Source organism: Methanohalophilus portucalensis (assembly GCF_002761295.1).
Classification (GTDB): Archaea; Halobacteriota; Methanosarcinia; order Methanosarcinales; family Methanosarcinaceae; genus Methanohalophilus; species Methanohalophilus portucalensis.
In genome coordinates this window covers 1,155,663-1,179,644 of the sequence record NZ_CP017881.1, presented here as the reverse complement: position 1 = coordinate 1,179,644, position 23,982 = coordinate 1,155,663, and the positions used below count along the sequence as shown (strand labels likewise).

Annotated in this window: 29 protein-coding genes; 16 read left to right on the top strand and 13 right to left on the bottom strand. The window is 43.8% G+C overall.

What is annotated here, in order from left to right; translation table 11 throughout:
- The first annotated feature begins 107 nt into the window (after positions 1-107).
- The 5 genes from BKM01_RS06135 (at position 108) to BKM01_RS06115 (ending at position 2,456) form a co-directional block, all read left to right on the top strand.
- Positions 108-842, top strand: a complete 735-nt coding sequence (locus BKM01_RS06135) for a hypothetical protein (protein ID WP_072358734.1) — start codon at positions 108-110, stop codon at positions 840-842.
- A 49-nt stretch (positions 843-891) separates the two neighbouring features.
- Entirely contained in the window at positions 892-1,074 is a 183-nt protein-coding gene (locus tag BKM01_RS06130; RefSeq protein ID WP_072358732.1) for a hypothetical protein, read from the top strand.
- 250 nt (positions 1,075-1,324) lie between these two features.
- Positions 1,325-1,555: a hypothetical protein gene (locus BKM01_RS06125; protein ID WP_072358730.1), complete on the top strand. Its 231-nt coding sequence runs from the start codon at positions 1,325-1,327 to the stop codon at positions 1,553-1,555.
- An 88-nt stretch (positions 1,556-1,643) separates the two neighbouring features.
- Complete coding sequence (locus tag BKM01_RS06120; protein WP_233125573.1) at positions 1,644-1,988, top strand: hypothetical protein; 345 nt, start codon at positions 1,644-1,646, stop codon at positions 1,986-1,988.
- Between the two features lie 36 nt (positions 1,989-2,024).
- Positions 2,025-2,456: a hypothetical protein gene (locus BKM01_RS06115; RefSeq protein ID WP_072358728.1), complete on the top strand. Its 432-nt coding sequence runs from the start codon at positions 2,025-2,027 to the stop codon at positions 2,454-2,456.
- 108 nt (positions 2,457-2,564) lie between these two features.
- On the opposite strand, the gene radA is transcribed toward BKM01_RS06115, so the two are convergent.
- The 3 genes from radA to BKM01_RS06100 all read right to left on the bottom strand — a co-directional run bounded on the left by radA (position 2,565) and on the right by BKM01_RS06100 (position 5,442).
- Complete coding sequence (radA, locus tag BKM01_RS06110; protein ID WP_072358727.1) at positions 2,565-3,542, bottom strand: DNA repair and recombination protein RadA; 978 nt, start codon at positions 3,540-3,542, stop codon at positions 2,565-2,567.
- Positions 3,543-3,646: 104 nt separating this feature from the next.
- Positions 3,647-5,005 (bottom strand): MATE family efflux transporter, encoded by a 1,359-nt coding sequence (locus BKM01_RS06105; protein ID WP_084006253.1) that lies wholly within the window; start codon positions 5,003-5,005, stop codon positions 3,647-3,649.
- The gene (locus tag BKM01_RS06100) at positions 5,002-5,442 is read right to left on the bottom strand and encodes a MarR family winged helix-turn-helix transcriptional regulator (protein ID WP_084006252.1); all 441 of its coding nucleotides are present in this window, start codon (positions 5,440-5,442) and stop codon (positions 5,002-5,004) included. The genes BKM01_RS06105 and BKM01_RS06100 overlap by 4 nt, the downstream gene beginning before the upstream one ends.
- Positions 5,443-5,532: 90 nt before the next feature.
- Between BKM01_RS06100 and BKM01_RS06095 the strand changes: the two genes are divergently transcribed.
- The 3 genes from BKM01_RS06095 to BKM01_RS06085 are packed head-to-tail and all read left to right on the top strand — an operon-like array spanning position 5,533 to position 7,183.
- Positions 5,533-6,000, top strand: a complete 468-nt coding sequence (locus tag BKM01_RS06095; RefSeq protein WP_072358725.1) for a phosphopantetheine adenylyltransferase — start codon at positions 5,533-5,535, stop codon at positions 5,998-6,000.
- Between the two features lie 24 nt (positions 6,001-6,024).
- On the top strand, positions 6,025-6,354 hold the full coding sequence (locus tag BKM01_RS06090) for a hypothetical protein (protein ID WP_072358723.1): 330 nt from the start codon (positions 6,025-6,027) through the stop codon (positions 6,352-6,354).
- 1 nt (position 6,355) lies between these two features.
- Positions 6,356-7,183 carry a TIM barrel protein gene (locus BKM01_RS06085; protein ID WP_072358721.1) on the top strand — a complete coding sequence of 276 codons (828 nt, stop codon included), beginning with the start codon at positions 6,356-6,358 and terminating at the stop codon, positions 7,181-7,183.
- A 16-nt stretch (positions 7,184-7,199) separates the two neighbouring features.
- Here the strand turns inward: BKM01_RS06085 and BKM01_RS06080 are convergent, their stop codons facing one another.
- The gene (locus tag BKM01_RS06080; protein ID WP_072358719.1) at positions 7,200-7,775 is read right to left on the bottom strand and encodes a GMP synthase subunit A; all 576 of its coding nucleotides are present in this window, start codon (positions 7,773-7,775) and stop codon (positions 7,200-7,202) included.
- 157 nt (positions 7,776-7,932) lie between these two features.
- Here BKM01_RS06080 and BKM01_RS06075 point away from each other — a divergent pair, with 157 nt between their 5' ends.
- From BKM01_RS06075 to BKM01_RS06050, 6 genes are read left to right on the top strand one after another with little or no spacing between them, the layout of a single operon-like run.
- Complete coding sequence (locus BKM01_RS06075; RefSeq protein WP_072358717.1) at positions 7,933-8,730, top strand: 2-amino-3,7-dideoxy-D-threo-hept-6-ulosonate synthase; 798 nt, start codon at positions 7,933-7,935, stop codon at positions 8,728-8,730.
- Positions 8,731-8,739: 9 nt separating this feature from the next.
- Positions 8,740-9,882, top strand: coding sequence for a 3-dehydroquinate synthase II (locus tag BKM01_RS06070; RefSeq protein WP_072358715.1), 1,143 nt, complete (start codon positions 8,740-8,742; stop codon positions 9,880-9,882).
- A 2-nt stretch (positions 9,883-9,884) separates the two neighbouring features.
- On the top strand, positions 9,885-10,580 hold the full coding sequence (gene aroD / locus BKM01_RS06065) for a type I 3-dehydroquinate dehydratase (RefSeq protein WP_157769625.1): 696 nt from the start codon (positions 9,885-9,887) through the stop codon (positions 10,578-10,580).
- Complete coding sequence (locus BKM01_RS06060) at positions 10,577-11,383, top strand: shikimate dehydrogenase (protein WP_072358712.1); 807 nt, start codon at positions 10,577-10,579, stop codon at positions 11,381-11,383. The genes aroD and BKM01_RS06060 overlap by 4 nt, the downstream gene beginning before the upstream one ends.
- On the top strand, positions 11,380-12,687 hold the full coding sequence (locus BKM01_RS06055) for a prephenate dehydrogenase (protein ID WP_072358710.1): 1,308 nt from the start codon (positions 11,380-11,382) through the stop codon (positions 12,685-12,687). The genes BKM01_RS06060 and BKM01_RS06055 overlap by 4 nt, the downstream gene beginning before the upstream one ends.
- Before the next feature lie 57 nt (positions 12,688-12,744).
- On the top strand, positions 12,745-13,068 hold the full coding sequence (locus BKM01_RS06050; RefSeq protein WP_072358708.1) for a hypothetical protein: 324 nt from the start codon (positions 12,745-12,747) through the stop codon (positions 13,066-13,068).
- Here the strand turns inward: BKM01_RS06050 and tpiA are convergent.
- The gene (tpiA, locus tag BKM01_RS06045; RefSeq protein ID WP_072358706.1) at positions 13,065-13,733 is read right to left on the bottom strand and encodes a triose-phosphate isomerase; all 669 of its coding nucleotides are present in this window, start codon (positions 13,731-13,733) and stop codon (positions 13,065-13,067) included. The genes BKM01_RS06050 and tpiA overlap by 4 nt on opposite strands.
- A gap of 10 nt (positions 13,734-13,743) precedes the next feature.
- On the bottom strand, positions 13,744-14,922 hold the full coding sequence (locus BKM01_RS06040) for a bifunctional 5,6,7,8-tetrahydromethanopterin hydro-lyase/3-hexulose-6-phosphate synthase (protein WP_072358704.1): 1,179 nt from the start codon (positions 14,920-14,922) through the stop codon (positions 13,744-13,746).
- A 107-nt stretch (positions 14,923-15,029) separates the two neighbouring features.
- On the opposite strand from BKM01_RS06040, the gene BKM01_RS06035 reads away from it, so the two are divergent.
- The gene (locus BKM01_RS06035) at positions 15,030-15,836 is read left to right on the top strand and encodes a hypothetical protein (protein WP_143744108.1); all 807 of its coding nucleotides are present in this window, start codon (positions 15,030-15,032) and stop codon (positions 15,834-15,836) included.
- A 1-nt stretch (position 15,837) separates the two neighbouring features.
- On the opposite strand, the gene BKM01_RS06030 is transcribed toward BKM01_RS06035, so the two are convergent.
- The 6 genes from BKM01_RS06030 to BKM01_RS06005 all read right to left on the bottom strand — a co-directional run bounded on the left by BKM01_RS06030 (position 15,838) and on the right by BKM01_RS06005 (position 22,449).
- Positions 15,838-16,581, bottom strand: coding sequence for a ParA family protein (locus BKM01_RS06030; RefSeq protein ID WP_072358700.1), 744 nt, complete (start codon positions 16,579-16,581; stop codon positions 15,838-15,840).
- Between the two features lie 206 nt (positions 16,582-16,787).
- Entirely contained in the window at positions 16,788-17,129 is a 342-nt protein-coding gene (locus BKM01_RS06025) for a transcriptional regulator (protein ID WP_072358698.1), read from the bottom strand.
- A gap of 86 nt (positions 17,130-17,215) precedes the next feature.
- Positions 17,216-18,847 (bottom strand): tRNA uridine(34) 5-carboxymethylaminomethyl modification radical SAM/GNAT enzyme Elp3, encoded by a 1,632-nt coding sequence (locus tag BKM01_RS06020; RefSeq protein WP_072358696.1) that lies wholly within the window; start codon positions 18,845-18,847, stop codon positions 17,216-17,218.
- Entirely contained in the window at positions 18,840-19,871 is a 1,032-nt protein-coding gene (locus tag BKM01_RS06015; protein ID WP_072358689.1) for an AAA family ATPase, read from the bottom strand. Before BKM01_RS06015 ends, BKM01_RS06020 begins: the two co-directional genes overlap by 8 nt.
- Positions 19,868-21,556, bottom strand: a complete 1,689-nt coding sequence (locus tag BKM01_RS06010; RefSeq protein WP_072358687.1) for a preprotein translocase subunit SecD — start codon at positions 21,554-21,556, stop codon at positions 19,868-19,870. The genes BKM01_RS06015 and BKM01_RS06010 overlap by 4 nt, the downstream gene beginning before the upstream one ends.
- Positions 21,553-22,449, bottom strand: a complete 897-nt coding sequence (locus tag BKM01_RS06005) for a protein translocase subunit SecF (protein WP_072358685.1) — start codon at positions 22,447-22,449, stop codon at positions 21,553-21,555. The genes BKM01_RS06010 and BKM01_RS06005 overlap by 4 nt, the downstream gene beginning before the upstream one ends.
- Before the next feature lie 307 nt (positions 22,450-22,756).
- On the opposite strand from BKM01_RS06005, the gene BKM01_RS06000 reads away from it, so the two are divergent.
- On the top strand, positions 22,757-23,227 hold the full coding sequence (locus tag BKM01_RS06000; protein WP_072358683.1) for a deoxycytidylate deaminase: 471 nt from the start codon (positions 22,757-22,759) through the stop codon (positions 23,225-23,227).
- Here the strand turns inward: BKM01_RS06000 and BKM01_RS05995 are convergent.
- Complete coding sequence (locus BKM01_RS05995) at positions 23,204-23,965, bottom strand: coenzyme F420-0:L-glutamate ligase (protein ID WP_072358681.1); 762 nt, start codon at positions 23,963-23,965, stop codon at positions 23,204-23,206. The two genes, BKM01_RS06000 and BKM01_RS05995, sit on opposite strands and share 24 nt — an antisense overlap.
- Positions 23,966-23,982: the final 17 nt, after the last annotated feature.

Sequence of the window (23,982 nt, the reverse complement as noted above, 5' to 3'; positions counted from 1 at the left end):
TCAGTTACCGGAAAATGATGGCTGAACTCATTGAATGAAGCAGGGCTATGTTTGAGATTGCAGGCATAGCTTTGCTTTTGAATGAATTGATTAAATGAGGAAATTAAATGAAGACAAATGTAAGATCTGGAATGGGTGTTATGCTCGTAGTGATGCTTCTTGTGAGCATGTTGGTAATGCCAACTGTGAGTGCAAAAACTACTATTTCTCAAAATGAAGAGTATATTGATGCAATAGATATGTCTGGCAAAGTCTCAATTTATGAAGAGGAAATAAAGAAAATGTCAGAGAATGTTACTGTATTGAAAGAAACTGATACTGAAAAAATAGTATCTTTTGTACAAGATGATGGATCAATTGGATACGCAATTTCGTGGGTAGATGAAAAGAATACTAACAAAATATATTTCACTTTTGTAGATCAGAATGAATTAATAACCACTAAACAATTATCTTCTTCAACTATTAGTAATAGTGAATTAGTTGCCGCATCAATTTCTGCAGCGAAGTCAAGTTTTTGGCACGGAAGCTATGTAGAGCAATATGGTAATTTAATTACTGGTGGAGTTCATATATATTTCTCCCCAACTGATGCTTCATATGTGGCAAATACTAGTTCAGTTGCATCTGGAGGATTAGTTGCTGCACTTGCTCTCTTGATTTCACCTCTTGCTTCAGCAATACTAGGACCACTAGTCATAATAGGAGTTCAAACTGTTTATTGGATGGAACAAAATTCAGATGGCAGCCTAGATGTAAAAGTGCCATTTGCAAACATAGCTTCAATGATATTGACAGGCAGTGTATATATGAAAGTTGGTGATAGCTGGTATAAATTTTAATTGAAAATTAGCTGATTTTATAATCAGCTTTTTCTTATTTGGTGATAGTATGAAAAGAAGACGAATCACAAAGTTTTTCCCAGTTCTTATGGTTGTTGCTATAGGCGTACTTAGCCAACTTATAGCTCAAAATATAGTCGATGATGATCAATTAATCCAAATTTTTCTCATAGGATTTTTCCTTTGCGGAATTATTACTCACTGGATTATCGTAAAAATGGAAATTCATTAACGATGATTGTGGAGTGAAATGCTATGAACAAAATAGCTAAAGCTGCTATCGGTCTCATAGTGTTGTGTATTTAATTTATGCCTTCTTTCTGATCTTGTTTTATAGATTATGACGTCGCAATAAGTGAATCTGAAATGATTAACATCATTGAAAAAGCAAAAAAAGACTATATTAGAAAATATGGTGTTGATCCATCGAATCCAAAAGTAGATATTGTAAATGGTAAAGCAATCCAGTTGAAGAAATTAAAATGCTTGTAGAAAACAATGTCCTTAAATTATCAAATTCATCTGTTTCATTAATTATTGAGGACAGCGTGTCACGATCTGTTTCTTCTAATCCAAAAGCAATAAATGACAAAATATACGTGCATGTTTTTCCAGCAAAAAATAGCATTCATGCACCAAGTGAAGATTATTATCAGGATACAATCGATGGAAGCGAAAGATTTGAGGATTTTGGAATAAATGTCATGTGGTGATTAGTTGAGTATTATCAATAAATTAGTAGTAGTATTTGCAATTTGCCTCTTTATGACGATGCTTTTCATAGTGGCACCACTGACTTTTATGACAATTGAACCACTTTATACGATTAAAAATTGTGATGAGCAGCCCCATAATGTAACAATCAAAGTTACGGGATATAATGAGGAATACTTCGAAGAAACATTTTATGAACTCAATCCCGGACAAGTGGCAAGCGTAAAGAAAACAAAAATGCTTTTGTTGAAGTGGTCAAACCCATTTAAAGATGGATATTTGCATTATGCATCTGGCGATTATCATTATTACATTACATCTAAGAATGTATCAATAAACTATCATTCAACTCCACACCTTACAAACACAGTAGTGTTTGAGCTAATCAACGAAAGTGGAAAGTTCAACATATCTGTCAGAGAATATACATGAACCCATAAAATGAATAATTGAATTTCAGGATAAAATATGCAAGCGAAACAATTCAAGGCAAAATTCCTCATAGTTACAGGAGGTTTGCTTGGACTTCTTTTTTATTATCTTTATGTCATCTTCCTGATGAACATTAAAGAGCATTTTTTTTCTAAAGCAGACACTACTATTTCGAATTTAGTAGTTGTACAGAATTGGGGACCCGTAGACTATTGGTTAGATACGGGGTTGTTAGTATTCTTTGTTATAGCTGGAATCTACATTCTAAACAGTAATAAGTTAACTGCACCTGAAAAAATTCGTGACATAACACTAATCAAGAGTGCAGTAATCGGATTTTTGCTTTATATTCCAATAACAGCAATGTTTTATATCTACAATCTTGATATTTCTTATCGAATTACTGTGGCAGGAGGATATATTTGCATATTAGTCATCTACTTAATATTCAGAAGAAAAAGAGTTTGATCACAAAAAACACAGAAAATATTCAAGTACCCCAGATTTTATTTTTTGGAGTTTTTGTATCTCTGTGTTTTCTGTGAATTTATAGTTTATAGATCAATATAGTTTTTATCAGGCATCGCAGAGACCATCAGTGGTAATACACGCAACAGCTTCTCCATCAGGCAGGCAAGGCGAATCCACGAGTTTCACGATCCTCTTATCACCTTTGGATTTGCGAATATAGAGCCTGAATGTGGCAGTATGCCCCAGAATGTGGCCTCCAATAGGACGTGTAGGATCCCCAAAGAATGCATCCGGTTTTGACATTACCTGATTGGTAACTATCACCGATGCATTGTTCAGGTCTCCGAAACGTTGCAGGTCATGCAGATGCTTGTTCAGTTTCTGCTGCCTGTCAGCCAGTGTGCCCCTGCCCACATACTCGGCCCTGAAGTGAGCTGTTAAGGAATCCACAATAACCAGCCTGACCGGTTTATCCGTATTTTTGAGATTGTTGGCCATTTCCATTGCTGCATCGACCAGAAGGATCTGGTGATTGGAATTGTAAGCCCTTGCCACATGTATATTTTTCAAAAACTCGGCAGGATCAAAATCCTGTTCAAATTTTTGTGAAAGACCCGCAACCATCTGCTCAATACGTTCAGGACGGAACGTATTCTCTGTGTCTATAATTATGACTGAACCGTCAAGTCCACCCATATCCCTTGGCAACTGCGTATTAACCGCCAGCTGATGGGCTATCTGGGTCTTACCCGAACCAAATTCCCCATACATCTCGGTGATTGATTGAGTTTCTATCCCACCGCCCATCAATTCATCGAATTCTTCACAACCCGTGCGGAGTTTGCCCACTTCCATGCGCCTCTGCATCACGAAATCCCCTGTTTCAAAACCACCTATATCGGCTGCACTGCGTGCAGCACTTATGATCTTGGCAGCTGTGGATTCACCAATCTCGGCAGTTGCCACAAGTTCGGAGGGGGAAGCTACTGCAACTGCTTCCACACTGTTATACCCCGCATCATTCAATTTCTGGGCTGTTGCCGGCCCTACATGATCAAGTTCTTCAAGCAAAATTTCACTCATATCTGATACTCCTTTAGGTGCACTGGTTTTCCCTCTTGTACACTGTACTTATGATGCTATCCTGCTGAACGTATTTATATGTAGTCAAAGCGAATTGAAAGTATTCAGGAACCCGATGACCTCCTTTCAAGTAACCTGTATTCTTTCATGAACATATACACTGCAAGCAGAACTGCCAGAAGATCCGAAATCGGGAACGCTATCCACACACCGGTAGTATCAAAAAACCAGGGCAAAACAAGTACAAGGGGAAGCAAGAACACCTGCCGGGCTGTTGAAAGAATGAAAGAAGGCCGTGCCTTACCCAGTGCCTGATACATCCCACCACTCACAAACTGGATACCAAGCAGGGGGACAGCAATGACCATGATCTTCGTAGCATCTGTACCTTCCTTTATAAGAGTTGCATCTGTTGTGAAGATCGAAAAAAGATAAGATGCGAAAAAGAACAACATTAAGAAACCTCCCACTGCAATCACAGATGAGATTATCACGGAGATACGCAATGTATCTCTTACCCTTTCGAATTTATGTGCCCCATAATTAAATCCAATTATCGGTTGCATACCCTGCAGCAGTCCTATCATCGGCATAAAGGAAAACATAAGCATGCGATTAAAGATACCATAAATTGCAATCGAGACATCCCCGCCATACAATGCCAGGATATTATTCACAACAACCACTATAGCACTGGTGGAAGAATTACGTGCAAAAGGGGATGCTCCTATTGCAACCATTTCGCTGATTATGCCCTTATCCGGTCTCATAAAACCCGCATGGAATTGCAGGCTACTTTTACCCGACAGAAAATAATGTATCAGAAATATTGTTGTGGCAAACTGGGAGATGACAGTCGCAGCCGCAGCCCCCCTAATACCCATGTCAAGACCAAATATCAGGATGGGGTCAAGTAAGATGTTAAGGCCGGCCCCTATAAGCATTGTATACATAGCGACTTTGGCATTGCCTTCAGACCTCACCACATTATTGATAGCCTGGGCAAACGTGATTAAAGGAGTACCATAAAGTATAATTTGTAAATAATCCCTTGCAAAAGGCAATATCGTCGGTGTTGCTCCGAAGGCTTTGAGAATGGGAACAATAAAAATAGAGCCAAAGATAAAGACCAGAAATCCCAACGAAATAGACAGACCGACCATATTACCAAAGGTACGTTCAGCACCTTCCAGATCATCGCCACCCAGCCGGCGGGAAATTATGGAAGAGCCGCCCAGACCGATTGCCAGGGAAACAGCCATCGCTATCATTATTACAGGGAAACTGACAGCAATACCACCTATCCCCTGTACACTTTCCCCGCCCAGGGCACGACCGACAAAAATAGTATCCACTATATTGTACAGTCCCATAACAACCATACCCACAGTGGCAGGCGCTGAAAGCCTGAAAAGAAGTTTGCCAATACTTTCCTCCCCGAGGGAACGGCTCTGCTCTTTCACTTACAGGCCTCCCCACAGTTGGAAATGGCTTTCTCCAGCAAATTTCTAAAAAGGGTTTTTTCCTCTTCTGAAAAACCAGCAAGCATACTTTCACTTCGTTTTTGTGAAAGCTGGCGGATAAAACGATGCATGCGGTGGCCTTCCTCTGTAAGGTTAATCACCAATGCACGCCGATCTTTTGGATCAGTGACCCTCTGCACATAACCCGCTTTTTCAAGTCTTTTCAATGCCCTTGTGGCAGTGGCCCGGTTGACCATCAGCATGCGGGATAATTCTTCCGGACGAATACCTTCAACATGATACAGAGCAAGCAAAAACCTGAATTGACCGCCTCCTATCCCATATATTTCCAGTTCCTGAGAAAGGTAACGCAGGTTATGTCGATGAAGGCAGGCAATCATTGCCCCCAAACTGTGCACATGCTCGTCCTCATTCATAGCCGGGGGATGAAATTGGATTTATATAATCGTTGCGTATGCAACTAATATTTACAAATATTTATCAACCGGGAAAACCTCACACAAACTATGCCAAAAACTGCTGTGGGAGGCACCTTCGAATACCTCCATGATGGTCATCGTAAACTTCTTCGCAGGGCTTTTGAAATCGCGGCGGGAGATTTACTTGACATCGGCCTAACATCCGACTCAATGGCAGAGAAAAAAGACAGGAAAATACCCTCCTATGCCACCCGTTTCAACCAGCTTGAAGATTATATTGCCAGCCTTAACATTCCTGATAAAAATTACCAGATCGAAAAACTGGAAGATCCTTTTGGCACCACCGTCAGTGGTGACTACAGATATATTGTGGTTTCCCCGGAAACATCCGATGTTGCTGAAAAAATAAACAAACTCCGCAAGGAGGATGGAAGAGAGCAACTTGAAATTGTCAAAATTGACTATGTCATGGCAGAGGATGAAAAACCCATATCATCAACCCGGATATCAAATGGGGAAATAGATATACATGGCCACCTGAGAGGAAAGTTTTAAAGGAAAAATACCTTATTTTCCTGCATGGGACGAGAATTTACAGACAGAGACATGTACATTTTTAACAAACTTGCCCCCGAAGCCGGCGGAAACAACATTTCACAGATGGGACACCCCTATCCGTTTATCCTCAGGCCGATTTCCCATCGTTTTGCCGAATCAGGAGAAGATTTCCGCAATCGCCTGGAAAAACTGAAACGGGAAGATGTGGAATATCTGGCAGACCTTGCAATTGAAGGAAAGGAGGACGTCAGGGGGCTGGAAGATGAGGACATGGAGTCTTTCTTCAGCGTTCTTGAGGGATTTTCACCTGAAAAACTGGAAGAACTCAAGGATAAGTTGGGGATGATCTGACTTGCCCCTGCTTTTTGGAACTGCCGGCACACCCCTTAGTGCCAAAGGCAGGGGAAGCGAGGGAGGTATCCGACGGGTAAAAGAGCTCGGGCTGGGTTGCATGGAACTGGAATTTGTACGGGGAGTACGGATGAAAGAACCCACTGCGGAAAAAATCGCAGATACAGCCCGCAAAACAGGGATTGCCCTGAGTGTACATGCACCCTACTACATAAACCTGAATTCAAAAGAAGAGGAAAAAATCCAGGCCAGCATCAAACGCATCTATGATTCTGCCTATATAGGAAATATCTGTGGAGCCGGCTCAATAGTCTTCCATCCGGCCTACTACCATGAACAAAGTGGGAACACTGTTTTTTCAAAAGTGGAAACTCTGCTGGAAGAACTTGCAGGCCAACTTGAAGATGAGGGAATAAATGCGACCCTGCGCCCGGAAACCACGGGTAAGCCCAGCCAGTTTGGCAATCTGGAAGAAACCCTCGCTCTTTCAGCAGGTATTGAAGGCGTTCTGCCATGCATCGATTTTGCCCATTTGCATGCCCGCTCAAAGGGTCAGGAAAACAGTTATGCAGAATTCAGTGCAGTGCTGGAAAAGATCGAGGAATACCTGGGCAAGGAAGGCCTGAAAAATATGCACATGCATATTTCGGGAATCGAGTATACCGACAAAGGAGAAAAGAACCACCTTGTGCTCGAGGAATCAGACCTGAATTATTCAGAACTCATGCAGGCATTAAAGGACTTCGGGGTGCAGGGTCTTGTGATTTGTGAGAGTCCAAATCTAGAAGAGGATGCCCTGCTGCTACAGAAGACTTATGAAAATAAGTAAAGACCTGGCGGGACCTTTACTTATTATAATTTGCACAAACGTCGAAGAAATTCAGGAATAATTCCTCTCCTTTGTCCGTATGTGCAACCTCAGGGTGCCACTGGATACCGTACAGCGGTTTGTCTGGATGTTTCATCGCTTCGATAGCGCATATATCAGAGCGGGCAAGTTTTAGGAAACCCGGGGGTAGTTCTGTAACCTCGTCCCCATGTGAAGCCCAGGTAGAAATGCGGGGACCAAGGCCTTTGAGAATATCATTTTCCTCCACAACCTCTACATCCACGGCAGCATATCCGCCATGGCTGCCGGCTCCTGTGGACCCTCCATAGGCATGTGCTATAAGCTGGTGACCCAGGCATATACCAAGAATAGGAATATCCAGTTCTTTTGCGTATTCTTCACATAGACCTCCTCTTTCCAGAGAAGGACCGCCACTAAAGATCAGTCCATCCGGTTTTTCGGCAAGGATCTCCTCAACCGAAGTTGTGTTGGGAACAATACTTGTATCCATATCAAGATCCCTTACGGTCCTGTGAATAAGGTGACAGAATTGTCCGTGATTATTGATTACAAGGATTCTCAACTCTTCCATATCTGCCAGAAGGAGAACTGCATATATAAGCTTATTCCGGCAAAATATTAACTTTTTTTATATAAGCAAACTCTTATAGAATATAAAAAGGGAAAATTATAAATAGAGTTGAGTGATACCATGTCACATACTAACACGATAACTACGGAGTGGTAATATGCCAGAAATAGGAAAACAAATTCGAATTGAAAGAATAATGGACAGAGACAGCAGGAATATGGTTATCATACCTATGGACCACGGAATTACAGATGGACCAATAAAGGGATTGATCAACATAGCAGATTCCATAAATAGCGTTGCTGAAGGAGGAGCCAATGCAGTACTCATGCAAAAAGGCATGATCCTCCACGGTCATAGAGGATATGGTCATGATGTAGGACTCATACTCCATATGAGTGCATCAACTTCACTTGGACCCGATCCCAATGACAAAGTGCTTGTCTGTACTGTAGAGGAGGCATCCCGCATGGGAGCAGATGCCGTATCCGTACACATCAATGTGGGATCGGAAACCGAATCCGAACAACTTAAGATACTGGGTCACATAGGTAGACAGTGTGACTACTGGGGAATACCCCTGATTGCTATGATGTACCCCCGGGGCAGAAAGGTCACAAACCCGAGAGATCCGCAGATGGTAGCCCACGCTGCACGTGTAGGAGCTGAACTTGGAGCTGACGTGATCAAGACTGTTTACACCGGAGACATTGAAAGTTTCTCCAAGGTTGTAGAAGGCTGCCCTGTACCCGTAGTAATTGCTGGTGGACCAAAGACCAACACTGACAGGGAATTCCTGGAAATGATTCGTGAAGCAATGGACGCAGGTGCTCGTGGTGTTGCTATTGGCAGAAATGTGTTCCAGCACCCAAGCCCCACCCGAATGACGCAGGCGATCACAGAGATCGCACACAATAATCAAACCGTGGATGAAGCTCTCAAGAAACTTCAGTGAGGATACAAAATGAAAAAGCAGGTATGGATACGTGCCGATGAAGGCGACTGGGAAAATAAGAAGGAACGTATAACAGGCGGCCTGGAATCAGGTGCTGACTGTGTTCTGGTAGAGGCAGAGGATGTAGATAGAGCAAAAGAACTCGGAGACATCAAGATTGCTGCATTTACCGATAATGCGGATACTGCCGCAGATATAATAGTTATCGGTCGCGGAGGAGAAGGCGACGGGACACTTCCATTACCTGTGGACATGAGCAACTCCCGGGATTTTGAACAACTGGCAACATTGAGACGCCAGAAAAAGAGCATCGCTGCCCTGGTTGTAATCCAGGACAAGAAATATGAGAAATTTGCCGCTGCAATCGGGACTGAATGTGACTACCTGATAGCTATCGGCACAGACTGGAAAGTTATTCCACTGGAAAACCTCATAGCACAACTTCAGGAAAAAGATGTGAGTATAATATCCGGGGTCAGAGACCCGGAGGAGGCTAAACTTGCCCTGGAGACCATGGAGCATGGATCCGATGGTGTCCTGCTGGATACCGCAAATCCCGATACCCTGAAGAAAACTGTGAAACTTGCAGAAGAAGCAGGTGTAGAGGGAGTTGATCTTGTACCAGCCACCATCACCAAAATAGAGCCTGTAGGAATGGGCGACAGGGTTTGCGTGGATACCTGTAACCTGATGGAAAGGGGGGAGGGTATGCTTGTGGGTTCCCAATCCTCCGGAATGTTCCTTGTGCATTCTGAATCCGAAGAAAGTCCCTATGTAGCATCCAGACCTTTCAGGGTAAATGCCGGAGCAGTTCATGCTTATGTTAAGATTGGTGACAAAACAAGATACCTGTCCGAGCTGGAAGCAGGTGACGAAGTAACGATTGTCAATTCAGAAGGCCAGCAACGTAAGGGAATCGTGGGCAGGGTCAAGATCGAACGTCGCCCCCTGATGCTTGTGGAAGCCCAGTCCAAAGACGGCAATACAGTAAAAAATATCCTCCAGAATGCAGAAACGATAAAACTGGTTTCAAGCAATGGAAAACCGGTATCCATAGCCTCTCTGAAAGAAGGAGACGAGGTCCTGGTACATATGGAAGATACTGGCAGGCATTTCGGGATGAAAGTCCAGGAAACAATCATAGAGAAATGAACATGGCAGATTTTGTCCCCGGAAAAGATGTAAAAATTATCGCATCCATTGACAGCGACCCTCTTTTACAGGCACGTATCGCCAATGTGCTTGGTGCGGATATTCTGGAGATCAGGCTGGATTTGCTTGAAATAAAAGAGGCCGTGCAGGCAAAGAAATTGTTCGACTTGCTCGATTCGCAGGGCGAATTATCCCGTATTGCAACCAATCGTGTACATTCCGAAGGCGGCAACTGGCAGGGACAAGAAGAGCAAAGAATAACCCTGCTGGAAGATTTGATCCCTTACGTGGATATGATCGATATCGAACGCAAAAGTCCCGATTGCCTTCGAAACCGTTTGGTAGAGGAGGCAAAATCACAGGGGACAAAGGTAATAATGTCCTCTCATTTCTTTGAGACCACACCTCCTCTAAAAGAGATGGTTGCTATCCTCAACGAATGCACGGACAAGGGAGCCGATATAGCCAAACTCGCCGTCATGCCTCAAAGACCCGAAGATATACTGGAGCTTTTCCATGCTGCATTGCAGGCAAAAGGAGAAGTTTGTGTTATTGCCATGGGGGAACTGGGACGTCACAGCAGAGTTGTGGCCTGCAGGTACGGTTCATTACTGACCTACGGCTGCGTGGAAAAACCGGTCGCTCCGGGACAGATCAGAATAGACCAGCTTAAAATGGCTCTGGAGACTATTATATGAAAAAAGTATTCGGTGTACTGGGAGACCCAATCGAACATTCCCTCTCCCCGGCAATGCACAATGCAGCGTTCAGTAAACTGGGAATGGATTGCGAATACCACGCATTCAGGGTAAGGCAAAAAGATCTCAATGACGCTATCCTGGGAGCACAGGCAATGGGTTTTGGCGGCCTCAATATCACTGTGCCCCATAAAGAAAAAGCATTAGAATTTACAAACCCCGATTCACTGGCACGCAGGATAGGGGCTGTCAATACCATATCCTTCAATAATGAAATACGGGGACACAACACTGATGGGCTGGGAGCTGAAATGGCTCTGCGGGAAGCAGGAGTGGGAATAAAATCTTCTAACGTCGTTCTTGCCGGTGCCGGGGGTGCCGCCCGTGCAATTGCCTTTCATTTCGCAGAAAAGGGAGCTTGTATAACAATAGCAAACCGTACCCCTGAAAAGGCAGAAGCTCTTGCAAAGGATGTCGGCTGTAGTCATGCAGGAATGGAGGACCTAAAAGGATTGTTGCAAGACAGTGATATACTGATCAATGCCACGTCCGTGGGAATGCACCCATATATTGATTCAACCATTGCCAGTCAGGATATCCTGCATCCGGATTTGACTGTTTTTGACATCGTTTACAATCCCCTGCAGACAAAACTGCTGCATCAAGCAGAACTTGCAGGCGCCAAACCTATCGGCGGGGTTGCAATGCTTGTCCACCAGGGAGCTGAAGCATTCCGTATCTGGTCCGGTCAAAAGCCACCTGTGGAAGTCATGCGCAAGGCGGTACTGGAGGGGCTGGGTTGAAAATACTCATCATTGGCGGATCCGGGGAAATGGGCCAGTGGTTTGCAACCTTTTTCAAAAAACGTGGTTATGAAGTATGGATAAGTGGCCGCAGTGGAAAAGTGGAAGTTGCCGAAAGACTGGGTGTGCATTTTACAGATGAGCCCGACATTGTGATCCCGACATGTGACATTGTGATAATTTCAGTACCAATCAACATAACACCCACCATTATAGCACAGACTGCCCCTAAAATGAAAAAGGGAAGTTTGCTCATGGACCTGACATCGCTGAAGAAAAAACCTGTTGAGGCCATGAAAAAATATGTTCCTGAAAATGTAGAATTTCTGGGTACCCATCCAATGTTTGGGCCTTCTATTCCCTCCCTGCAGGGTCAGACCTTTATCCTCACTCCCGTAGAGGACAGGTGTGAGCAGTGGTTTGACCATATATTCAACCTCTTAAGTGAAGAAGAGGCTAGTATAGAAATCATAACTCCCGATGAACATGACCACTTTGTATCCATTGTCCAGGGACTCACCCATTTTGCCTACATAATTATTGGCGCGACCATGCAGAAGCTGGATTTTGATGTGAAAGGCTCCCGGCGTTTCATGAGTCCTGTATATGATATAATGCTGGACTTTGTGGGACGTATCCTGGGACAAAACCCCGAACTTTATGCCCTCATCCAGATGGAGAATCCTGAAGTAATCCCCGTACATGACATATTTATAGAGCAATGCAAACATTTTTCTTCAATGGTACGTTCCCATGACACAGGGCAATTCTGTCAAGAAATGAAATCAGCAGCCCTACATTTTGGCGACACAGCCTCTGCTTTACGTCGCTCGGACAAACTCATAAACAGCAAGGTAGCCGAATTCGAGGAACTTGTACACTCCACAGGCCAAGAGAGGGGACTTTTGCACATATATTCCAGAAAGATACATGTTGGAATCGTGAAAAAGGTTACTTCGCATAATGTAACCCTTGAGGAAGGAAAAAAGGAACTGCAACTCAAAATAGGTAACATAAGAATCCTGTCAGCAGATGAACTGAATCACTGGAAAGAAAATAAGCTCAAACCAACCCTGCGTGATATATCTGTTTTCATTCCTCATTCAGCCAGACCTTTTACGATACAACAAATCCTGGATTGTCGCATAGATGGAGTGAAGGTCGAAACGATCGATACATATCTGCACAAAAAGGGCCCTAGCGCAACCTTCCGTTTGAACATACGCGGCGATCTGAATGCCTCCGAAATACACAGGGATATGGAAGAATTATTGGAAGGCATGGGTTGTAGCCTGCGCAAGTAAAGCAATTATTTATGTCAGCAGCCACATATCCAATCGAAGACAGTGCAGGGTGATAGGTTGAAAAAACAAACACAAAAAAGCGGAATAAAAGCTGCTTTCGGCAAAGATATTACCGAATATCTCAGGTTTTACAAAATGGGACTGATCCTGATATCAGGACTTGGCATATATCTCGGACTCCTGGGATTATACCTGATCATTGTTGATAATAACTATATCCCAGGCATTGCCCTATTTATTGCAGCCCTTCTCATATCCCCGCCACCTATCGGGATATCAAATATGATTATCAGGCATTTCAACATAGAACTATCAATGGGATTAAAATTAGGAATAGCCACCTTGCTTATGTTTATTGCATGGTGGCAACTGGGATTTTAAAGCTGGCTGACAAGATCTTCCAGGGCTGACCTGGGATCTTCTGCCTTTACTATACCTGATGCAAGCAAAACGCCTACAGAACCAAGATCCATTGCGGCGGTGAGGTCTTCTCCCCGGGAAATACCTGCCCCACACAAAACCTGAACATCAGGATTAATTCTTTTTACAGCCTCAACCGAGCCCCTCACTACATCCGGATCAGCCTGAGAAACCGGAACACCCGTGCCAATGAGTTCGGGAGGTTCCACTGCAACATACTCCGGATTCAAAGCTGCAGCTGCTGCTGTTGTGGGAATGTTATTGGTGCACACAATAGTGTTCATGCCTTCAGCCTGGGCTGCACGCACCGATGCTTCAATATCCGCCAGGTTGAGCCTGCGTTCGGAATGGTTGATAAGAGATCCCACCGCCCCTGCCTGTTGTACACAGGAGGCCATTACATGGCCGGTATTGCTACCCGGGGAAACACCATCCACATGCTGGGCATAGACAGGTACATCCACCTGAGAAGAAACCCTGTAGATGTCACAAAGCTGGGGAGCAACCCCAATGGTCACTCCCGCATCTGCGGCTACATCCCTGCAGGCAGCAGCAATTTTTACTGCTGCCTCACCTGTACCCTGTGAATAGGTTTTGAAGTTCACAACTATCAGGGGCGAGTCCATGGGAATCTCCTCAGAAATCAGTCATTACCCTGAACTGGTCTATCTCGGGTTTATTCAGACCTTCGACAAACTGTTCTGCAGACTGGCGTATATCCTTGGAATTGGTAATTGCACGTCCAACAACAAGGATATTAGCTCCTGCCTTGAGAGCATCAGGGATCGTATGCACACGCACACCACCGGCAACTGCCACAAGGATCTTCGGGGACAGTTCCTTGATAGCCTCAATACTACCCCAGGCATAAGCAGTATCCTCTACATCTATGGCGCGGTGAAGTTCCACAACATCAGGAAGCTCATTGAGTTTTTCCAGTACATCCATAGGATCAGGATGATTGAGTGTGTCCATTACAGCATAAATACCTGTCTTGTGGGCCTCTGAGATTGCCTTTTCAAGAGTTGGCACCGGTGCAAGGGCGGAAACCACAATTGCATCAGCTGTGGCATCTGCCACCATACGTGCCTCAAGATTACCGGTATCCAGTGTCTTCAGATCAGCCACGATGAAAGCATCAGGTTTGACTTCACGCAGTTTGGTGATTACATCCACACCGTAACGTTTTATCAGAGGAGTGCCTGCTTCAAGGATGAGATGGTCACTCTTGGGCAGCTGCCTTACAACATTAAGCACTGCTTCCAGGTTTGGATTATCCAGTGCCACCTGCAGGTATGGAGGGTCCCATAGTCTGGAAACCTTGAATCCCATTACTGCATGGGAACCTTTGTCCTTTTCATCCAGTACAGTGTCTACGGCAGGGAAATTCTCCATTGCCCTTTTCAGTGCAAGTTTGGTCGCACCGTAATTATACCTGTAGATGCGGTTGTAATCCAAAGCCTGAGGGTGTATGAATACGCTGGCCACGATCACAAGATCGTCTGCTTCTTCTTTGGGTACAATCCCTTCTTCCACGGCATCTGCAACCGCTTTTGAAACCGCTGCCTGTGCAGGACCAAATATCTGGGATGCCTGGTCCATATTCTTTACCGTTACCTTGGGAACGATGAGTGTGGAAGGTTTTGTGGGTAGGTTCGGCCTGATCACAGAAAGCAGGGGAGTATGTCCTGCGGATAACTGAGTCATACCGGTAGCAAAGGCCTGCCCAACAGGTCCTTCCTTGTCACCGATCATAAGATCAATATGTGCGAGTTCGGGTTCCTCGCCAATAAGTGCTTCTCCAATTAACATCATGCTTGATCAGCTGCTAGATTGGAATGAACGTATATATGATTTCTGATGAAATGAACTCAAACCGTATATACATAATTATTTATTTTTTGGGCAACTGATAGTGATATGTGCTGCGGAAAACCTATTCCATGATATCAGGCGACAAAAAGATACAGAAATTACATCTGGTGATCGCTTTTGTTGCAACATATTTTGCCATCTGGCTTCCTGGCATACAGGGAGTTTTAGGAATGGAAAATGTGAAAATTAGTTCCACACTGATTTTCGGCACACTGAACGGACTTCTTCTTGGCCCGATATATGGAGCCATTGTATCCCTTGCAGCTATTTCGGCCTATCGTATAGTGCATGTTGATATGATACTCAATAATCCGTTCTATCTCATAAGTCCCCTATTCCTTGCAAGTGCCTCCTTTGTAGCGGGACTGGCAATAGCAGGGAAGAAAAAGAAAGCAATCATTCTCCCATGTCTATTAATAGCCATCTGGTTCGCAACAGGGGTAGGCAGAGAGGTCTTTTATTATCCCTGGTTACACATATTGTCTATTGTATTTTTCCTTACTTTTACCAGAATAGAAAACAAAATATCCTTTTTTTCCAAAAATAAAGGATATCTTTACCTTTTTGCATGTTCACTACTTGCCGCCTCCACAGATCATCTTGCAGGAAGCCTGTCAGCACTCTTTATTTTCGACCTTGGAAGCAGTATGTATAAAGAGGTAATATTTGTATACCCGCTTGAAAGGATATTAATTGCTACCATATCAGCTCTTATATTCTACGCTTTCATCGTATGGATCAACCTGCTGAAAGCAAATGCCAGTGTGCTGAACGAAAAAGAAGAACACAATGTCAAAGATGTAATGGATTATATCAATAGCGAAGTAAAAGACATAATTGAAAAAGAAAAGTGAATTAATAATTGATACTATTTTTCAACCTATCAATTGAACTGGAAAAGGGATGGGAAGGTTCTTCGACAGTAAATATTTTGGATAGGCCATGCGCGGACACCTCACACATGCATGGAATAGAAGTAAGCACAGGCACTCCATATTTTTCACCCATTTGCAATGATTGTTCATTGAGACACATGTTTTCCACAATCCCACATTTTTTGCCCAGAGGAGCATATATTCCATCAATTGCCTGCTTAATATTTGTGAGACAGTATTCATTGGGTTTTACTACCATCAGGACGTAATCACTGCTTGCCACAACATTGGCCGATGTGAAATCCACCCCGGGACTTGTATCCATAATTACAACGTCAAAACCTTCCTTTTGAAGATCTTTTTTGGATTGAATCAATGCTTTGAGTGCATTTGATTGCCATTTCCTGTCCTTTGAAGAAAATTCCCTGATAGCGGAAATTTCGGGATTGGAGTAACCTACATAGAAACGAGATTCTGAAGCAATGCTTTTAGAACCGTCCACTATTACTTCCCGTATGTTTTTTTTGTAATCAAAAATATCATTTATCCACTTACCCGAGGGTGGGAACATGCCATTAAATGTGCTGGGAGATTTCAGGTCCATGTCAAGCAAACATACATCCTTACCTTCTTTTGCATAAGCACACGCAAGATTGATGGCAACACTTGTTTTTCCCGTTCCCCCACGTGGAGAGTGGACTGCAATTGTAAACGTATCTTTCATTCGATTTGCCCACATATTAATTGCTTAATTAAATAAACCACCATCAATAATAAACTCGTAACAATGACACCAATTCCTGATGGAAATATCTTTTGTTTTTAAGTATAGAAATCCATTCTTCACAATGAAGATGTATTATACATTAATTGTCCTGCTGAATATTAATCACAGTGGTTAATATGAAATTTTCTTCACTCAGATATATATTACGCCAATTGGACTGTAAAAAAGACTTTTCTGCCATTTCTGTATTTGTGTACATGACCCATGCGTACAAGCTGATTGAGATAATTGCTTTCAACTGCTCTTTCCTTTGATGTTTTTTCTGAAATCTGTGCAGCGGTTGCAGTTCCCATTTCAAATAAGACGGTAGCTGTCGTGCGCAAGTGATCCGGCAGGGAAAGAAGGGTCATTACATCGAGCTCATTTAAATCATCTTCCTGTGAAACATGAGACGAAGAATCCTGCTGGAATAACAGCCTGTCGAGCTTATCATTGATTTCATTCAAAGCTACAAGAATATTGTTCATTTCAACTTCTGAAACCATATGGCCACCATAATTTGTATTCTGGTATTACAGTTATACTGTATTCCAATAAAACTATAAAAAAGTAGAGTATGCACAGAAAAGAATTAAAGATATTTTGTCATATAAGGGCCTTCCAGAACATAACCCAGTTTCCGGTAATATTCACGTACACCAATACCGCTGATAATACTGAGTTTTTCAAAACCGGCATCCTTTGCCATATTCTCAGCCTCAGAAATCAACCTGAGACCATAACCCCTGTGCTGCCAGTCGTGGTCCTTTGCAGACCCACCCACAACAACCATTGAACCATAAACATGTAATTCCCGTACAAGAGCCGAATTATCAAGTTCAGGCCGATGTGGCTTGTTCGGAAACCTCAATCTTAAAAATCCAATCAAAATGTCCTGACTGACATCTTCAAAAGAGAGGAAATGTTCCTGCCCACCACAGGAAGAGTAGGATTGCACCATAAATTCAATATCTTTTATTGAAGGTGGTCTTTCTTTCAGGATATTATGACCAACTTCCCTGCAACGTATACAATTGCATTTGCCACCTTTTTGCATAAGTCGCTGGCCTGCAAGCTGGCGAATATTACTTTTTTTTACACCGGCCAATATCTGCTGTGCAGGTATATCACGCTGGATACGTTGCAGCCGCACCCACTTGGGAAGTATTGCTTTTATATCAGCAAGCAGTTCCACAGCTTCTTCATCATAGAGGGGATCGTACTTTCCTGCTCTCCACATTTTTTCAAGCTCTGTACCTTCGGTCACAAGAGTGGGATAGATCTTCAGGAAATCTGGCATGAAGCGCGAATCATTGAACAGTTTTTTGAATCCCCGCAGGTCCCGCTCATTATCCGAACCCGGTAGCCGGGGCATCATATGGAATCCAACTTTCAGGCCACTATCGCGCAATATTCGGTTAGCTTCAGCCGTGTCGGCAACTGTATGTCCCCGACGCATCCTTGAGAGTACAAAATCATATACACTTTGCACTCCGATTTCCACTTTTGTAGCACCAAAATCCAGAAGCCGGTCTACCTCCACAGGAGATGTCCAGTCGGGACGTGTCTCATATGTTATGCCTATGTTACGAACCGCAGAACTTTCACTGGCCTCCTGTACATCTTCGATAGGAATATAGCCGTAAACATTATGGACACTATCCCGCCATTGATGCCCCTTAAAATCATTCATCGCCTCAAGACAACGTTTGGTGAACCATTCCTGGTAATCCATATTACGGGAGGTAAAGGTACCCCCCATGACGATAAGTTCTGCCTTATCGACTTCGTGCCCGATTTCCTGCAACTGTTTCAGGCGTGCGTGCACTATCCTGTAGGGGTCATACTCATACTGTATGCCCCTCATGGCGGCAGGCTCCCTTCCCATATAACTCTGAGGAGACTCAAAAGCAGATGCAGGCCCGCCGGGGCAGGGCACACAGACACCGTGAGGACAGGGTGCAGGAGATGTCATAACCGCAATAACCGCAACACCAGATATCGTTCTTACAGGTTTACGCCGCAACCGGCTGCGCACAAATTCTTTTTCGCCATCAGAGGCAGCGGCTATCACATCGGAATTACGAGGCAAGGTTGACAGACCATATTGCCTGCTAATGTTCAGCTTTTCCCTGTTGAACTGCACCTTATCCAATGTGGAATCATCAAGAACCAACTCAACAAGTTTCCTGCAAGCTTGAGCAAAATCATCCTCATCAGACATTGGCCATCTCCGTGACCAGTCGTTCAAGATGTATCCTGTCGTTAGCAGAACTCCTGACATTCAGGTCAGCATCAGCAATCTTCAACAGGATCCGGGCAAGGATTGCGGGAGATTCACCGGTATCATTCACAATCCGATATAAATGCCTGACAATTTCCACCCCTGACATACCTTCTTCAATAAGCATTTTATCAATCGCTTTACGTGCCTGGGGAAAATCCGCAGCTGAGATAGCTTCCTGAAGGGAAGAAATACCCGCAGGTACATCTTCCATTACTACCTCAAAGATTATATCTGCAGACAGTTTTTCGCCGGCATGTTGAAGAGCTGCAGACTGGAGAAGCCGCAGAGCACAGTCCACATTACCCTTACAATGACGTGCAAGACCTCCAAGAGCCTCCCGGTCATAAGCAAGACCCTCATTATCAGCAACATCACCAAGGAAACCTACAAGTTCTTCATCCGACACGTAGGTGAAAAATAATTGCAGACCACGGGAGCGCAGAGGGGAGATCAGTCTTGAGGGCTGGGTTGTGGAAAAGATGAACCTGCAGGTGCGACTGTAGCGTTCCATGATCCGGCGCAAAGCATGCTGGGCACTTTCATTGAGGGATTCCGCACTATCGACAAAGATTATCTTATAATCCGCATCAATTGAACCCATACTTGCATATTCATTTACCAGGTCCTTAAATATTGAAATTACACTTGACCTGATCTTTTTGGGATCATCCGTACCCAGAATACGCACAAAACGTTTGTCCCTTACAAGATAACGTTTCCCCTGATCGAAAAAATCTGAAGCATTGAAATAGGTGAAGTTGTGCTCAAAGTTATCACCATAAATGCCTCTTGCAAGGGCAAATACAGCAGATGCCTTTCCACTTCCTGCAGGACCGTGGACTACAAGGTGTGGCAATTTCCCGGAAGATACCAGATGTTGCATTATTGATATTGCCTTTTCATTGCCTACAAAATCACCCAGGTCCTGTGGCCTGTATTTCAATGTCCAGAGATCTTTCATTGCCCCTCTCCTTTTTCCTGAAGCACTTCCTTTATCACCTTACCGTATACCGGACGGGCAATAAGTACACCGATCAATACACCGACAATGGTAGTTATGGCGAAACCTTTCAGGGCCCCAAAGCCCATGACAACTAGGGGAGACATTGCAATGATCGTGGTTGCAGCGGCTGCAAAGATTATGCTGAAAGCCCTGGTAATCCTTGAAAGGTAAACCTTTGTCGGAGGTAATTTACCCTCATAGAGCACCTCGTCAGTAATTATCACAAGGTGATCGATACCCGTACCTATCACTGCTATTATACCGGCAATGCTTGGAAGATCAAGTTGCCACCCTACAGCTGCAGCAAACCCAAGGATCATGAGCACTTCACTAACAGAAGTTGCCACCATCGGCACAAGAATCTGTTTTTTACCATAACGCCTGTAGACCACAGCGGCAACTGCAAGCATTGAAAGTAAACCTGCAATAATCGCTTGCATCTTAAACTGGCCTCCCAGCGATGCATCGACCTGTCCGGAACCCACGAGCTCCACATTGACCGGCAGGGCTCCTGCACGCAGGTGTATCTGGAGCTGTTCGGCCTGTTTCTTGCTATCTTCATCAACACCGGTGGATGCCTGCCAGGAAGCAATTGGAGCAGTACGTAGAGAAGAAGCAGCTGATGGGCTTAGAGGCGCACCATACACTTCTTCGTCATCCAGATACATATAAAGCCAATGAGAGTTGGGATCATTCACAGCGCCTGTTTCTATCGCTACCTGCTGCAGGGATACTGCACCTTCCCTGCTAAGTGTGAATGGAGTATACCACTGACCGTCTTGTTGAGAAGGAATACCCACACTGGATATGGAATCACCATAAAGTACATGCCTTGTATTATTACCCTCTACCTGCATTCTTATTTCAAATTTACCTGGCTGCTGTGCAATTTCTTTAGCAGTGGTCAGATCCACACCTGCAAAATCGATCAGTATGTAATCATCACCAACGGTACGCACAGGTATGTCTCTCAGACCCAGGGCATTGAATTTTTCACTGAGAATATCCACCGTAAGATCTCTTGTCTCTGTACGCACACCCTCACGGTAGATTTTATTACCGTCTTCATCAGTAAGCAGGAAACCGTTTACATCTTCAAGCAAATTCTCAACCGTTTCCTGATCTGCTTTGGTTCTTATTTCATACTCAATTCCGTCAGGAGTCGCATAAGGTACCACTTCAGAACCAAATTCCTCAGAAAGATAGGTGGATATTAACTGCTGTTTGGTTGTGTAAATTGTAATTTCATAGGTGTCACCCCGCTGGGTTATAGACGAATCGCTAAATCCCAGTAAATTCAGGTATGATTGGGTGATTTCCCCTTTTGTTTCCAATACTATGGACAATCTGGATTGATCCGAATCTGACACTGCTTTTTTGACTGTTACAGGAGAACCTATAGCTTTTTCGATAATTGCACTGGCTGTCAGACCTTCATCTACATCTGCCTGAATCACAGCTCCCTGTAGACTTACCTGAAGCCAGGAGCCGCCTTCCAGATCAAGGCCGTAATTTAGATTGGAGTCAAATCCACCATCTGATGAGTACCATGGCTGGACTGCAACAAGGGAGAGCAAAATGGCAAGGATAAAGATGCGTATCCTCCAATCACTTAAGAGACCTTTTGGCTTTTCTTCACTCATGACTTCACCACCTGTGGGTTCCTCTTTGAATACCATCTGATAATACCTGTGTTTAGAAGCCAGGTGTTTATAATATCGGCAAGCAGACCGAATATCAACACAATCGAAATGTCAGAAAGGAGAGTCATTTGCGATAATGAAGGAATCAATACATAGGAATAAGTCGAAACTATATACATTGCAACAACTGCAGCAAGAGTTGTGGAAGTCATTGTAAGTCCAGTATGCATGGCTAGAGAGATTTTTTCATTTGCAGAACCACGGCGTTTAAACATCCGTGTCGTGAGTAAAACATCACTATCCACAGAATAACCAATTATCATCAAAAGTGCCGCCACGGTTCCCAGAGAAAGTTCAACTCCTGCAAGGGTCATTAATGCAGCTGCTATACAAATGTCAGATATTGAAGATATAACCACTGCTAAAGAAGGTATAAAATTGCGAAAGACCAAAAAAATCACTACTGACATGCCAAGTAATGAAAGGAATAAAGCTTGAAGAGCCTGAAACTGCAGATCTTCCCCATAGATAGCTCCTACCTGCTGGATTTCTACAGAGGAATAAGCAGAAAGAATGTCTTTTTCAACTTCCATTTGAACATTTCTTTCCATAGGTCCAAATTGAAGAACTGCTCTATCACCGGTTTTGCGGATATCTACAAGAGGATAGTCCATATAATTTGACTCCAGTTCCCCGGTACTTTCATCGGTCTGGAAGGAGATCATTGTTCCACCCTTAAATTCCATACCCAGGTTTACAGGAGTACCCGAAGTAGAATAAGTAAAACCCATAATGAGTAAAGCAATCACAAATATCGCAATTGGTATTGCCACAATTTGCCTGTCAGTATGGCTTTTTATAAAGTTGTCAAATTTACCAATAATTAATGACATGATTTTTATGCTCCAATGATGTGAAATTAAGTGCCGTTGTGAATGTGAGCCTGCATCAATGCATACTATAATATTATATAAACTGTTTTCTTGCAAAGTTGTTTTTATAGATAAAGCGCAATTTTTCGCTATCCTTAGCACAGTAGATGTATACAGTTGTGGACTTACTTCTAGATAAAAAACATCGGGAGTACTGCTTCTATTATGAGGAGAATAAGATTCCTCTTACATATAATAAAGAAATAAAGAGATTTTTCACACATATAATTGGTAATTAATATATATCCCCCTTACCAACTTTACAGACATGCCATATAGACCATCTGTTGACGAATATTTTCTTGAAATAGCTACCGTAATAGCCAAAAGATCCACATGCCTTCGCAACCGGGTAGGAGCGGTTATCGTGCGGGATAAACAAATCCTTTCCACCGGTTACAACGGCGCCCCTAGTAATATGGAACACTGCCTGGATATAGGATGCATCCGGCAAAAAAACAATATCGAATCAGGGACACGTCATGAGAAATGCCGGGCAGTGCATGCCGAACAGAATGCCATAATCCAGGCAGCACTACACGGAGCTGGAATCGAAGGGGCAACCCTCTACTGTACACACCAACCCTGCATCCTGTGTACCAAAATGATAATCAATTCCCGAATAAAAAGAGTGGTTTACCTGACATCATATCCGGATACTGATGCTCTGGATTTCTTTAATGATGCAGGAGTGGAGATAATAAACCTGCCTGTATCAAGACTCCTTGAAGATGCGTAAGGCCTTCTTAATGAGATCCATATTGTCCGGCCGGTAAAGCTGGCGGGCAGATGTTTTTTCTTCGGTAAACAGGGGTATGCCCCGTACAACAACCACCGGATTACCTCCACTCCCCTCACCCATCAGCAGGTTTGCAGCAGCTGCCACTTCATCGGCAACCGCTTCTTCACTGATCTGCATTTCATAGCCGAAAAGATCCTTTTTACCTCTCCAGTAATAAATGGGTGTAGCGTGATACAGCCCTATTGCAACCCCTGTCTGGCCCAGTCTGAAAGCCCTGCCATTGGTATCAGTTACCACAACAGCAACCCTGCAACCTGTAATCTCTTCAACTCTCTCACCTATACTTCTGGCACTGGCATCCGCATCCTGAGGAAGATCGGCAAGTAAATCATTCTCTACATTGGAATCATCCACTCCCGCATTGATGCATACATGTGCCCTGTCGGATTGCACAAGCATTACAGGTGATTCGACAAAACACTCACTACACCTGTCCAGTACCGCCTGTACAAGCCGCGGGTCTTTATCATCCCTTTTGCCAATCCCGATTGCACGGGCAGAGGGCGTAATATCTTCAAGGGAAAACAGTTCATTTTCGGCTTTTGCAATGATGGTAGAAGCAATAACCAGCACATCGCCATCTTCCAGGCCGGCACGCTCACATATCATAGCCGCAATGTCATCACCGGGTTTTACCAGGGGTATTTCATCAACAGTAAAGGCTTCCATCCTCACCTTTTTTCAACTCCACA